Origin of the sequence: Flavobacterium shii (genome assembly GCF_025847235.1) — a bacterium.
Classification (GTDB): Bacteria; Bacteroidota; Bacteroidia; order Flavobacteriales; family Flavobacteriaceae; genus Flavobacterium; species Flavobacterium shii.
This window is the reverse complement of record NZ_JAOZEW010000015.1, coordinates 1-14,014: the sequence shown is the minus strand read 5'-3', so window position 1 is coordinate 14,014 and position 14,014 is coordinate 1. Positions and strand designations below refer to the sequence as shown.

At 32.1% G+C, this 14,014-nt stretch carries 8 protein-coding genes; 3 read left to right on the top strand and 5 right to left on the bottom strand.

The window, feature by feature from the left end; translation table 11 throughout:
- Positions 1-21 precede the first annotated feature (21 nt).
- The 3 genes from OIU83_RS14260 (at position 22) to OIU83_RS14250 (ending at position 5,898) form a co-directional block, all read left to right on the top strand.
- Positions 22-3,024: a glycoside hydrolase family 3 N-terminal domain-containing protein gene (locus tag OIU83_RS14260; protein ID WP_264206940.1), complete on the top strand. Its 3,003-nt coding sequence runs from the start codon at positions 22-24 to the stop codon at positions 3,022-3,024.
- A gap of 326 nt (positions 3,025-3,350) precedes the next feature.
- On the top strand, positions 3,351-4,559 hold the full coding sequence (locus OIU83_RS14255; RefSeq protein WP_264206939.1) for an anhydro-N-acetylmuramic acid kinase: 1,209 nt from the start codon (positions 3,351-3,353) through the stop codon (positions 4,557-4,559).
- 67 nt (positions 4,560-4,626) lie between these two features.
- A complete protein-coding gene (locus tag OIU83_RS14250) occupies positions 4,627-5,898 on the top strand; it encodes an acyltransferase family protein (RefSeq protein ID WP_264207046.1) in 1,272 nt (423 codons plus the stop codon).
- A 170-nt stretch (positions 5,899-6,068) separates the two neighbouring features.
- Here the strand turns inward: OIU83_RS14250 and OIU83_RS14245 are convergent, their stop codons facing one another.
- The 5 genes from OIU83_RS14245 to OIU83_RS14225 form a co-directional block, all read right to left on the bottom strand.
- Positions 6,069-7,583 carry a glycoside hydrolase family protein gene (locus tag OIU83_RS14245; protein ID WP_264206938.1) on the bottom strand — a complete coding sequence of 505 codons (1,515 nt, stop codon included), beginning with the start codon at positions 7,581-7,583 and terminating at the stop codon, positions 6,069-6,071.
- A gap of 1 nt (position 7,584) precedes the next feature.
- Positions 7,585-9,762, bottom strand: coding sequence for an HAD-IIB family hydrolase (locus tag OIU83_RS14240; RefSeq protein ID WP_264206937.1), 2,178 nt, complete (start codon positions 9,760-9,762; stop codon positions 7,585-7,587).
- Between the two features lie 480 nt (positions 9,763-10,242).
- Complete coding sequence (locus tag OIU83_RS14235; protein ID WP_264206936.1) at positions 10,243-11,064, bottom strand: lysophospholipid acyltransferase family protein; 822 nt, start codon at positions 11,062-11,064, stop codon at positions 10,243-10,245.
- A 627-nt stretch (positions 11,065-11,691) separates the two neighbouring features.
- A complete protein-coding gene (locus OIU83_RS14230) occupies positions 11,692-12,846 on the bottom strand; it encodes an acyltransferase family protein (RefSeq protein ID WP_264206935.1) in 1,155 nt (384 codons plus the stop codon).
- A gap of 100 nt (positions 12,847-12,946) precedes the next feature.
- Complete coding sequence (locus OIU83_RS14225; protein WP_264206934.1) at positions 12,947-13,852, bottom strand: LytTR family DNA-binding domain-containing protein; 906 nt, start codon at positions 13,850-13,852, stop codon at positions 12,947-12,949.
- Between the last annotated feature and the right edge of the window lie 162 nt (positions 13,853-14,014).

Genomic DNA, 14,014 nt, shown 5'->3' with positions numbered 1-14,014 from the left:
AATTGCCAAAAAATAATTACCATGAAAGATTACATCATAAAGATCAGCCTTTGTGCCACATTTTTATTTTTAATCACCAATTGTGCTGTTTCCAAAAAGAATAACACGATTAAAGATTTAAAAAAAGACTCTTTTTCAAAGGATACAGTCGTTTATATTGCTCCAAACAAATCAGAAAAAAAAACTTTCTTTAAAGATTCTGATAGAGAAACTGCTTGGGTCGACAGTATTTACAATAAGATGTCACTTCGGGAAAAAGTTGGTCAGCTGTTTATGATTTCAGCCTATTCTAATAAAGATTCTGTTCATTCGAATCAAATTAATAAATTAGTTCAAGACTATAAAGTAGGCGGAATAATCTTTTTTCAAGGCGGTCCCATTCGTCAGGCCAGATTAACCAACCAATACCAATCCAAAGCAAAAGTTCCTTTATTCATAGGAATTGATGCCGAATGGGGATTGGCAATGCGATTAGATTCTACTTATCGTTATCCTTGGAATATGACTTTAGGCGCAATTCAAGACTTAAATTTAATTGAAAATGTTGGAAGAAACATGGCCAACGAAAACAAACGTATTGGAATCCATTTTAATTTCGCTCCAGTTCTTGACATCAATACCAATCCTAAAAATCCAATTATTGGAAATCGCTCTTTTGGCGAAGACAAAGTTAACGTAAGCAACAAAGCCATTGCGTTAATGAAAGGCGTACAAAGTCAGGGCGTTTTTAGTACTGGAAAACATTTCCCTGGACATGGAGATACATCAACGGATTCGCATTATGCATTGCCTTTGGTCAATTTCTCAAAAGAACGACTGGAATTAGTCGAATTATATCCATACAAACGAATCTTCGATGAAGGTTTAGTATCTGTTATGGTTGCCCATCTTAATATTCCAAGCTTAGAACCAACACCAAATGTTCCTTCTTCAGCTTCTTACAATGTAGTCACAAACCTGCTTCAAAAAGAATTAGGTTTTGAAGGTTTGATTTTCACCGATGGTTTAGCGATGAAAGGTGCAAGTAATTTTAAAGCCCCCGGTGATCTGGAAATAGCTATGCTTCTTGCCGGAAATGACATTTTACTTTGTTCCGATAATGTACCTGTAGCCGTCCAGAAATTGGAAATAGCCTATAATGAAGGGGTTATTACTGAGGAGCGTTTGGCACATTCAACAAAAAAAATATTGCATTATAAATTTAAAGCAGGATTAAATAAATACAAACCTGTGGATATGGCAAACATATACAACGATCTTAATCCATCGAAAAATGATGCCTTGCATTATAAATTATATGAAAATGCTATTACCGTTTTAAAAAATGAAAAGGATATACTTCCTATCAAAAACTTAGATCAGAAAATTGCATATATAAAACTAGGAGATGATGTTAACAGTGATTTTGTAACCACATTGAAAAAATATACAGAAGTTACAGAATTAGCCAGCACTAATCTTGATAGTTTAAACAAAGAATTAAAAAATTACAATACGGTTATCATTGGTTTTCACAAGGTAAATAAACCTTGGGAAAAACAGAATTTTACAGATACTGAATTGCTTTGGTTACAAGAAATTGCAAAGCGCAATAAAGTGATTTTGGATATTTTTACAAAACCATATTCCCTATTGCCAATCACAAATTTTGATGATATCGAAGGATTAGTAGTCTCATACCAAAACTCAGATATAAGCCAGATTGTTTCTGCAGAATTACTATTTGGAGCTATCGAAGCCAAAGGAAAATTACCCGTATCCATAAATACATCCTTTAATGTAAATGATGGTTTATCCACCGAAAAAATAAATCGTTTGGGTTTTACAAAGCCAGAAAATGTAGGCATGAATCCGCTTATTTTATCAAAAATTGATGCTGTAGCCCAAAAAGCAATCGATGGTAAAATGACTCCCGGAATGCAAGTTCTTGTTGCTAGAAAAGGAAGTGTTATTTTCCAGAAATCATACGGTAGTCAAACCTATGATAATACTAGAAAAGTTACAAACTCAGATTTATACGACGTTGCATCGATTTCAAAAATAATTTCGACGTTGCCTAATGTGATGCAATTATACGATAATGGGAAAGTGAATCTGGACACCAAATTAAAAGATATGGTTCCGCTTTTTGCAAAAACAAATAAAGAAAACATCAGCTTCAAGGATTTACTAACCCATTATGCAGGACTTCAAGCCTGGATTCCGTTTTACAAAGCAACACTGGATAGTGAAGGAAAGCCTTCGGAAAAATATTATCGTAAAGTAGCCGAATCCAACTTTTCGACAAAAGTTGCAGATAATCTTTTTATTAGAAATGACTATCACGACACCATCATGAAAATCATTGCCGATAGTCCGTTATCCTTAAAAAAAGAATACCGATATAGTGATTTCACCTTTATCATTCTTAAGGAATACTTAGAAAGAAAAACCCATGAAAAATTGGAAGTTCTGAGTCAGCAAAATTTCTACAGCACACTCGGAATGAATAATACACTTTACAATCCCCTAGACCGATTTGATAAAAATAACATTGCTCCTACCGAAATCGATACTTATTTCAGACATCAGGTCATTCAGGGATATGTTCACGATATGGCTGCAGCAATGGAAGGTGGGATTGCTGGACATGCAGGAATTTTTTCTAATGCTATGGACGTAGCCAAAATGATGCAAATGTATTTACAAAAAGGAAATTACGGCAATAAACAATATTTTTCAGCAAAAACATTTGATACCTTCAACACTTGCTATTACGTCGATAAAGGAGTTCAAAGAGGCTTAGGTTTTGATAAAAGAATAGCCGAAAAAGGTCCTACTTGCGCCTGTGTTTCTCCTTCTAGTTTTGGACACACAGGATTTACAGGAGACATCGCTTGGGTTGATCCGGAAACAGAAATTGTTTATGTGTTTTTATCCAATAGAACTTATCCGAGTACTATTAATGATGATAATAAATTAGCAAAAGGAAAAATTAGAGAAGATATTCAGCAAATAATTCAAGATGCTATTATGGTCAAGTAAATCAAGATAAAATTAACCATATAAGAAATATAAGTTCATATTAGAGTCTTCTCAAAATACTGTTTAAATGAACTCACATTACTTACATGGTTTAAAAAATATTTTGAGTTTTAAAAGCTATGTTATGTGTTAAAAAATAATTACACTAAAAACGAATTAAAAGAATTATTTATATCAATCAAACGTTAAATAAAACCTGTATTAAATTTAACCATATAAGAAATATAAGTTCATATTAGAGCCTTCTCAAAATACTGCTTAAATGAACTTACATTACTTACATGGTTTAAAAAATATATTAAAATGACCTTTTTAAAACCAAAATCATGAACGCAAATCTGGAATTACTACATAAAATTGCCCAAAAACCTTCCCGAACAATTATCGGATTAATGTCTGGTACTTCTTTGGATGGACTGGATGTGGCTTTATGCGAAATCTCAGGTTCTGGTGAAAGCACAGAAGTCCAATTAATCCAATTTGACACCGTTGATTATTCTGAAGAAATAAAATCAGAAATCAGAACCGTATTTGCGAAACAAACAATTAATTTTCAGAAACTTATTTTATTAAATGAATGGATTGGAGTTCTTCATGCCAATATGATTTTGGAATGTTTAGATCGTTGGGGAATCCCAACCGATAAAATAGATTTGGTAGCTTCACATGGGCAAACTGTTTTTCACGCTCCAAAGATTTTACACCAACAAGAGAAATTTCCAAATGCTACTTTACAAATTGGCGACGGAGATCATATTGCTGTAAAAACGGGAATTATAACTCTTTCGGATTTTAGACAAAAACATCTTGCTGCAGGTGGAGAAGGAGCACCACTTGCCGTATATGGAGATTATTTCTTGTTTGGAAAAAAAGGAGAGAATCGTATTATGCTTAATATGGGAGGTATTGCAAATTTTACCTACTTGCCATCAAGTAGTAATCCCGAAGAAGTTTTTGTTACCGATACAGGGACAGGAAACACCTTAATTGATGCTTTTACCAGACTTTCGTTTCCCTACAAAGCCTATGATAAAGATGCCGAAATAGCAAAACAAGGTACCATAAACCTTTCTCTTTTGGAAGCTTTAAAAGCCGATGAGTTCTTCCTTGCAGCTTTCCCGAAGACAACAGGTCCAGAACTTTTTAATATAGAATATGTAAAAAAAGCACAAGCTCAAAGTAAAACACAAAACATTACTATTGAAGATTTATTGGCAACATTAACCCGATTTAGTGCCGAAACAATAGCCAGTGCCATACATACAGCCATAACCAATACGGCATATCCTATTGAAAGTTTTACAATTTATATGTCTGGCGGAGGGGCACACAATCCATTATTAGTAGATTGGTTAAAAGAACTATTGCCTTGCACATTTTCAAACACCGATGTTTTAGGAATTTCCGGAGATGCAAAAGAAGCCATATTATTTGCCATTTTAGCAAATGAAACCATTTCTGGTGGGACTTCAGATTTTGGAACACGCAAAGGAATTCCATCCGTATCAATGGGGAAAATATCTTTTCCTAGCTAGAAAATAAAAACCAATTAAAAGTTTTAAACTTTTATAATTAATGAAACCAAAAAATAAACCAAAACCAATGACAAAAGAACGTTTAATTTCACTAGATGTATTTAGAGGATTCACCATTTTATTGATGACAATTGTCAATAATCCGGGAAGCTGGGCCTCCATTTATCCGCCTTTAGAACACGCAGAATGGAACGGCTGTACTCCTACCGATTTAGTTTTTCCTTTTTTTGTTTTTATAATGGGAACCGCAATCCCATTTGCAATGCCTACGAAACATTTTGACTTAAGTGTTTTTAATAAAATTATGGTTCGTTCCTTACGAATTTTCTGTTTAGGATTATTTTTGAATTCTTTTAGCAGAATCTCTCTATTTGGTTTAGAAGGAATACCTTTATTACTACTTAGACTAACAGTAACTTTTACAGTAGCTTATGCTCTTCTAGGAAATTTTAGTTTAAAAGTTAAAACCTACCTTGTTTTAGGAATCTTGGCAATACTACTATTTTTGGCATACAGTCAAATCGAAGAATTTCAAGACGTAAGAATCCCGGGTGTTTTACAACGAATAGGAATTGTATATTTCTTTACCTCACTTTTATATTTAAAAACAAACCTAAAAACACAACTTCTAATTGCCGCTTCAATTTTATTGGGTTATTGGATTCTAATGGCTTTTGTACCTGTTCCAGGTTTTGGTGCTGCCAATTTTGAAAAAGGAACTAATCTAGCTGCTTGGTTAGACAATTTGCTCTTAAACGGACACTTATGGAGTTTTTCTAAAACTTGGGATCCAGAAGGAATTTTAAGTACTTTGCCAGCAATAGGTACAGGAATTCTTGGAATGTTCATAGGACAAATACTAAACTTACAGATTAACAAAATCGAAATTCTAAAAAAAACAGCAATCACAGGAATTGTTCTATTGCTTACCGGTTTACTTTGGGACATCATATTCCCAATAAACAAATCACTTTGGACAAGTTCTTATGTCTTGTATACCGCTGGTATAGCAACATTATGTTTGAGTTTATTATATTACATAATAGATGTAGCAAACTATAAAAAATGGACTAACCTATTTTTAATTTGGGGAGTAAATCCTATGATTGTATTTTTCTTTTCGGGTATAATCCCAAGAGTTTTAAGCTCTATTAAAGTTCAAAATCCAGAAATGGCTGCAGAACAAATCAATCTTCAAACTTTAATTTACAAATTTGGAATTGCAACTTGCTTTGAAAATCCATTAAACTCATCATTAACTTATGCGATATCATATGCCATTTTCTGGTCGGTTATACTATGGGTTTTCTATAAAAACAAAATGATTTTTAAAGTGTAATACAAACTAATTTTTTATCTATTTTGGATAAAAAATTAAAATTTGATTAAAAAAAAGTAGAGACGATATAAAATCATCTCTACTTTTTTTTAGCCATAAAACTGGCAAGAATAACATCTTCACCAACTAAAAACAAAAAAACTATATCCCATCTATCAAATCAAATACAGCTAAATTTGGGTTATTTTATTATATTCATCTAATGCTTTAGTAGGGTCAGAAGTAGCGTATTCATTCTCGGGTTCTGGAATTATGTGAATTTTTGAATCACTTAATGATACAATAGCAGAACAAACATAAACACCTATTTTACCATCACTATATTTAAAATCCAACAATGTTAATTTTACAATTTCATTGATAGAAAGCTCATAATAATTCCCATAACGAATGATCTTAAAATAAATTTCTTTGTTTTCTACTATTTCAAATTGATTTGTTTGAATGTTTTCAAAAACAAAATTATTCTTCACATCCTTTTCGTTAAATCCCCACGCTCTAAATTGAACAAAGCCATTTACAAAATCAATTGATATATAATATGCCGTTCCCTCTTTATCACATTCAATAACAAAACCTGTTTTCCCCATTCCTTCAACAGCCAATGTACCTTCCCAAACAAAATTTTCTGAAGGTTTATCGAAGCAAAAAACCTCATAACCACTTCTACAGCCAAATCTCCATTTACCTTCAATCTCCATATCAAAATTTGCCGAAGGATTTCCTAAAATAGGGACTGGAGTTGGTAAGTTTTTTTGAAAAATTGTTCTTTGATAAAGTGTTTGCCAATGATGATAAGTCTTTAATAAAAGCCTTCCATTAGAATCAACATCCAACTGTTTAGGAGGAGGAATTACGCGAAGTGTATTAACATTTCCACCAACAAAATAAAAATTATAAATTAAATAATATTCCCCTTCTTTTACAATTCTTGCTGCATAATTACCCTGTGGCATCAACACATTGTTATGAAAAGCATGGTACTCTCCCTTAAAATCTGGAGAAAACCAATAACGAACTTTAATATCTTCCCGAATTGAACCTAACAAATAATGCATTCCTTTTATTTCTACCACGCAGGGGCATTCTATATCATCATACACATAAGCAACATGCAACGGTTTTTGAAGAACAAAACCATCTATTGCATCTCTTTTTGCTACGCCAATACAACCTCTTCTATAAGTAGGTCCTACTGCGCTTCGAGCACAAATAAGTAAATAATCTTCTCCTTCAAATTGGTATTTATAAGGATCTCTAAAACTAAGCCATTGACGGGGATTATTATCTGAGCTTTCATAATAAGGTGCTTTACTTTTTAAAGGCAAACCATATCGATTTTCTTTTGTCCAATGAAATAAATCAGGAGAAACTGCTCTCCCTATTTTTTGCATAACTCCTTTGTCTTTCCGCTTTAAACCTGTATAGTACATCTCGTAACCTTCTCCTTCAGCATTTTTACTAACATGCATCGTCCATAACATATCATCATCCCAATCCCCGGGATCTCCAACAAACAAAGCATTTTTTACTCTTTTCCAAGAGAGACCATCTTTTGATACTGCATGCGCAATGTAATCATGATTTGGAATTATCAAATGAAACAAATGATGAACTCCGTTTTCATCTATAAATACATCTACGTCGCCTATTTCCCAACTACTAAAACCTGAGCCTGAATACATATTACTTAATTATTTTATAGTGTTTTAATCCCTCTAAAATCCCTAAAGAAGCTGAACCCTTAGCCACGTAAATACTTTTGGTTGTTTCATATTTGGCCAATTCTGAACTTCGATTACCTACGATAATTCCTTTAATAGAACCTCTGAACATATCAATATCATTTCCTGAATCACCTGCCGCAATTACATTCGATAAAGGAATAGCCCATTTACGGCACAAAAATTTAACTGCATTTCCTTTTGATGCTCTTTTGGGGATAAAATCAATAAACTCGCCATGACTTGGAATAATATTTATTTTATACCATTCTTTTCCCAGAACGGCTATTAATTGCTCGTGATTGTATTTTTCTTCATCATAATAATAGGAGATTTTATACGGATTTTGTGCTTCCTTCTCCTGTAATCGCAACCAAGGAATCTCTTTCAAACGATTTGCAATATCATTTCTTTTCCAACGACCTGCCAAAAAAGTAGCCCAACCCTTATCTAAAATATAATCTTTCCCATTTGTATAATAAATTTCAGTCCCAACAGAGCAAATAATGAAATCCGGTAAAGGAAATTGCTCCTCATCTATTACTTTTTTAACCAGTGCCAAATTTCTTCCTGACGCCAAAGCAAAGGCCATTTTTTCAGTACGATTAATTAAATGCTCTTTTAATTCTTTTAATCCCGGATTATTTAACTTTGGTTCGATAAGTGTCCCGTCAATATCTGAAACAAATAAATGCTCCACCTTTCTTTTTAATCGCTCAATATTAATATTGGGGTAATGTTGTTTCTTGATTCCTGAACCTGATGATAATGATAAATTCTCATTAACCAATTCAACATATTGATTGACATGACTTAACCAACTATAATGTTTTTGAATATTAATTGCTCCATTATTTGAGTAATATTTCCATTGACTTTCATTGGTTAAAATATTCCGTAATGCTTTCTTAATTTCATTTTCATCCAGCGGATCTACTAATTCTCCATTCTGACACGTGGGAATAATCTCAGACGGTCCACCATTTTTAGTAACTACAACAGGCAATCCGGAACTTGCAGACTCAATGACTGTTAATCCAAAATTTTCATGCAATGCCAAATTCACAAATACACCCCTTTTTTCTGCAGCATATCGATAAATAATCGAAACCTCATTTTCGACATCATGCTTCTTGGGAATTGCCATTTTCCCATATAAATCATACTTATCCATTAATAACAATAGATCTGTTAGAACATCTTTTTCAGATTCCGGCATTTTTGAAATATCTTTTCGAATCCCTGCAAAAATGACCAAATTGGCTATGCTTTGTAGTTCTTTATCTTTACCATAAACCTCTATGAGTGTATGCAAATTTTTATGACGATCAGGTCTTGAAAGAGCTAGAATAAAAGGTTTATGCGGATTTATTAAAAATTTAGAAATGGTTTCAGACACCCAATATTTTCTTTGTTCTTCTTCCATTTGTTTATCCGAATCTTGTTCTTGATGATAATAGGGAACAAATTTACTGGTGTCAATTCCAGGAGAAATCGCATGGTACTTCGCTAATTCAAAATTTTTATAGGGCTTATAAGTTTCAATTTCTTGCTCTGTAGAGGTAACAATAAATTCCGATAATTCTAATGTTTTATCCTCAGCAGCAATTCTTTGTTCAAATTTAAATTTCTTTTCAATTTCATCTTCACTCAAACCACTTTCGAGTAATTTTTTCTTTTTATGAAAACCCAAAGAATGTCCCGTATGAGCAAAAGGAATATTTAATATTGTTGATAATTCACTAGCTACATATCCTGCATCTCCATAATGTGAATGAATCCAATTGGGGAATATATCATGAAGTTTAATATGTTGAACAACCCCATCCACAAAAGTGTCCAAACCTTCCCATAATTGTTCTTTTGCTTTGTATTTTTTTCCTAAAAAAGGAATTCGTCTTATGTCTAATTTTTCATTAATGATTTCGATAGGCACAGCATACTCTGGAGAAAGATTCTTATCATCTATCAATCTTGTAAATAAATGGACATGTTCAACAGCTTCATGTTGCGATAAAAATTCAGCAAGTTCATAAACATACTTAGTTTGTCCGCCATTATCAGCATCTCTACCAATCTCAAGACCTGAACCTTTCAAGAGTCCATGAATATTGATTAATGAAATTCGTAATTTTTTCATCTCACGTTTTTATTGGTTAGATTTTTAAGGTACGAAAAATAGAGCAGTTTGACTCCTATTTTAAACAAAACAACGAGATCATTAACAATTTAAAATAAGATTAGTAAGAATTATGGTCATTACAAAACCACCAGAATACATTGACATTAAATACTTATTTTCATTTCAAATCTTAAACATCCTTAGCATGCAGGGCAACAATCACACTAATTTGCAATCAACATTGGAGCCAAAAAAAAATCTCCTAAATCAATGAATTTAGGAGATTTTTTTATTGTGCATCTTACTGAAAATTTGAAGCTTTTACTTAAATATTTTCATATTTCAGTCCATTTTACAAAAATTTAAAAGAAAAGCATTTGATTTTAAACCTTTGCAATGAGGATTAAATAGACTTAGATCTACACCTCTTAATTTAAAACGTATACTTCTGGTGCGAGTTTTAAATTACTTTTCCTCATAGATTTATTTAAGTTTTGTCTAATTGATTAGATGCTTGGTCTTAAGAGCGTATAGCTTATTTCGTAGATTTTTCAACATTAAAGGATCGAAGGCTTTGCCCTTTGTCTCTGGTAAAACAATAGCTTCTCCAATAGTCATCTTTAGAGCATATCCTTGTTTGTTAAAAAGTTCCGAGATCAGTTTTGAAGTTTGCAACATAGGATGAATTGATTTTAACATACTAAAGAAAAAACCATTATTTCCGTGGAAATATATAGGTAAAATAGGCACACCTGCTTTACTAATAATTTTCCCTACAACAGGATGCCACTCCGGGTCTGTAATTTCACTCGTCTTAAAATTATAAGATGAAACCTCTCCCGCAGGAAATATTGCAACAGGAATACCATCTCCAAGAGCTTTGAGTGTCATTTTTAATCCCGTAATACTCGCAGAATTTTGCACGTTTTCAAATGGATTTACTCCAATAATACATTTTTCAAGATTTGGAATTTCCTTTAGCAAAAAGTTTCCCATATACATTGTATCAGGACGTATTTTTGCAATTGTACTTAATAAAGCTAATGATTCGATACCACCGTAGGGATGATTTGCAACAACTACAAATGCTCCTTCGCGAGGAATATTTAGGAATTCAGCAGCATCAAATTGGACTTTCACACCAATTTTCATTAAAACATAATTAGCAAAATCAGCTCCCTCAAGATTGCCTGCCTCTTTTACAATAGTATTTAAATTGTCAATTTTCATTATTTTCATTAAATAAGGGGACAATCCGGGAATAGGAATTTTAGAAAGGCCGGCCGCTTTAGAAAATTTTTCTTTGGAAATCAAAGTCATATGTTATAACTGTTAAGGTTGGATGTGAAAACTAATAAAAACCCTTAAAGGAATTAGAACTAGCAATCGTTATTATTTATTAAATTTTGTTTATTATAACTTTATGACTCGAAACAAAAATTCTGAGTTATAAAAAGAAAAGCTGTTCAATCATGTACATATTCTTTATTAATCATGGCCAAAGATACTCTGATTTTATATGTGAACATTGAATATTCAAATAAAAACAAATATGAAAAATAAGGATGTCTCACTTAACACTGTCAGTGTATTTTATTTGCCCATCCAATGTAAAAGAACTCATAAAAAGCAAACAGCGAGTTAATTAAAATTGGAAATGTGGCTAAGCTAAAAAAAAAAGATATGATATAAATCAAGTGCGTACAAAAGTTTAACATCTAAGTTCAAAAAAATTAAAGGACTCGAACCGCTAAACTCAACAAAATAAGGATTTTGATCAAAATTATAGATGATTTTATCGAACCAAAAAAAGCCTGTAAACAAAATATTTACAGGCTTTTACAATATACTTATGGCCCTGATGGCACAAAATCCGAACCAATTGTTCGAAAATTTGAAGATTATAAATGAATTCTAAATTATGTTTTCAGTCACTTAAATGATATATCAAATAATTTTCTTGACTCCTGGGATCAATAAAATAAGCAAACCAAATACAAAACTACCTAATACTATTAAAGGTGCCACAACCAAAAGTTTTATTGCAGGATCAATAGTCCAGTTCCTTACAGCTAATGTAAACACAACAATTACTAACGGATGAAAAATGTAAACGGCAAAACTACTGCGTGACGCGTTAGTAAGCAGTTTGGAAGTAGTATTCCAATTTCTTTTTCCTTTAATTAATAATGATGTTAATATAGAAATGCCAATCCATTGCTCCCAGACTGCATATAATAATGCCTGCCAGTGAAAACCGCCAGAAAACCAAGAAGAAGGTGTGTTGAGTTTAAACTTTATAATAAAAAATACCGGAAAAAATAATAAACACAACCAAGCCGATCTTTTAAGTTGTTTGCCTGTTTTGTCAGAAAATTGATCAAACCAATTATTTTTAGCCGCCAGTAATCCAATAATAAATAAAGCAATATATTGCGAAAAATGCCCAAGCTGAAATCCGATTGGTTCCAAAACCCATCCAACAGGAAAAAATATTCTGACCAAAAAACTAATTGTACCTAATGCTAATGCAAACAATAAAATGGTGCAAGTGTTCGGTACTGCTAATGATTTACTGAAACTAACTTTGAATATTTTTTTTACCGCTACATATATTAAACTAAAAAGAAGTAATGCGGCCAAGAACCATGTAACCCCTAAATCAATCCAGCTATCGTATCTGCTTAGATATTCAATATAGTTGATATGATTTTCTTTTGCGAAATAATAAACAAGATAACTGATAAACGGGGAAAGAATAAAGGAATTGAATACTATTGGAATTCCCAATCGAACAAGACGGTCTTTAATAAATTTCGAAGTTCCTTTTCTTGAATAAGAAGAACTGGTAAAGTAAGCCGCCAACAGGAAAAAATATCCCATAAAAAAGGACTGATTAATACTTATAAACATTGTCATAGGAATTTGTGCTACAATAGAACTAGTTGGTTCCAAATAATACCAGCCATCAGAATAACTATAAGCAATAAATGTGTGATGAAGCACTACTAATATTGTCAATAGCACTTTTATATTGTCTATGTATAGTAATTGATTTGAAGCACCAGAATCTTCATTTAAGGTAACAGTTGCGGTTGACATAATAAATTGGGTTATCGTTATTTATGGCAAACGTACAACAAGAAAGTACAGTTACAGTAAGGCTTGTTACTGCGAACTAGCTTTTGTGATGAGTAACAAGTTAGGCAATATATTTCTTGCGAAGCTCTTGGTAATAATTATTAAAACTATCGATTTGTTTCCTGGAAACTGGAATTTTCAGATCAGTTTCATTAAAAGATAATAGATACCCTTGAGAGTTTCCGGTTACATTTTGAATCTTAAAGATATTAACTAAATAGGTTCTGTGACATCTAAAAAAATGTGGGTAATCAGCTATTTGACTTTCGAATTGAGTTAAAGAAATTCTCTTTACTTCTGTGGTAATTTGATCGCCGCTGTATTTTGTCAACTCGATATAGTTGCCATCTGCTTTTACAAAAAGTAATTGATCAATATCCAGGCTGAAATCATCTTGTTTTACCTGCGTACTAATAAAAATATTGGGGTTTAAACTTGTTTTTTTCGGTTCAGCCACCAAAGGAATAAATTGAAGAACAAATGAAGATCCTTTTTTTGATTCAAAATAAAAACTTGATAACCTAAGAACAAAATAAAAAAATATACCTGCAACAAAACAATTTCTGATTTCTTCAAAAAAATAATTCCACGACCAGTTGTTTGGATTGTTATAAAGTAAATCCCGAATTAAAAAGCTGGATGTGCCTATTACAATAAATAGGATTCCAATGTTAATGTATTCTTTGAGTAAAGTCCATTTGATCCTGTTTTTTGCTTTTCTAAAATAATATAATACTCCAAAATAAAGTAATAAAACCAGAGCAGGAATGAAGGCATGCAAAAAACAAATAAAAAAATAATGCATCCTAAGTTCCGGATCGTAGACTCCAAATGGTTTGAACAATAAAAGAAAAATTAGAATGATCAGAAACACAACAACTGAGCTTTTTATAAGATTTTGAGACTGATATCGTTTAGGATATTCAATTTCTTTTTTCAAATACTCAGTATTGATGTAAAATCTCATGATAAAATTTATTTGGGATTAAAAATACAAAAAACAGATGGTCTTGTGGCTTTTTGTTTGAAGGTTTTGGGATTGATCTCAATTTTATAGAGTGAGAAAAATAGATTTTTACCTAATCCCCAACTTTTGATCCTGATTCATTTATGTCTTGATCCTAATTTT

Excerpts from the sequence above, each read along its gene's own strand:
- OIU83_RS14240 (WP_264206937.1), bottom strand. The coding sequence starts at position 9,762 with ATGAAAAAATTACGAATTTCATTAATCAATATTCATGGACTCTTGAAA.
- OIU83_RS14230 (WP_264206935.1), bottom strand. The coding sequence starts at position 12,846 with ATGTCAACCGCAACTGTTACCTTAAATGAAGATTCTGGTGCTTCAAAT.
- OIU83_RS14225 (WP_264206934.1), bottom strand. The coding sequence starts at position 13,852 with ATGAGATTTTACATCAATACTGAGTATTTGAAAAAAGAAATTGAATAT.
- OIU83_RS14260 (WP_264206940.1), top strand. The coding sequence starts at position 22 with ATGAAAGATTACATCATAAAGATCAGCCTTTGTGCCACATTTTTATTT.
- OIU83_RS14235 (WP_264206936.1), bottom strand. The coding sequence starts at position 11,064 with ATGACTTTGATTTCCAAAGAAAAATTTTCTAAAGCGGCCGGCCTTTCT.
- OIU83_RS14250 (WP_264207046.1), top strand. The coding sequence starts at position 4,627 with ATGACAAAAGAACGTTTAATTTCACTAGATGTATTTAGAGGATTCACC.
- OIU83_RS14245 (WP_264206938.1), bottom strand. The coding sequence starts at position 7,583 with ATGTATTCAGGCTCAGGTTTTAGTAGTTGGGAAATAGGCGACGTAGAT.
- OIU83_RS14255 (WP_264206939.1), top strand. The coding sequence starts at position 3,351 with ATGAACGCAAATCTGGAATTACTACATAAAATTGCCCAAAAACCTTCC.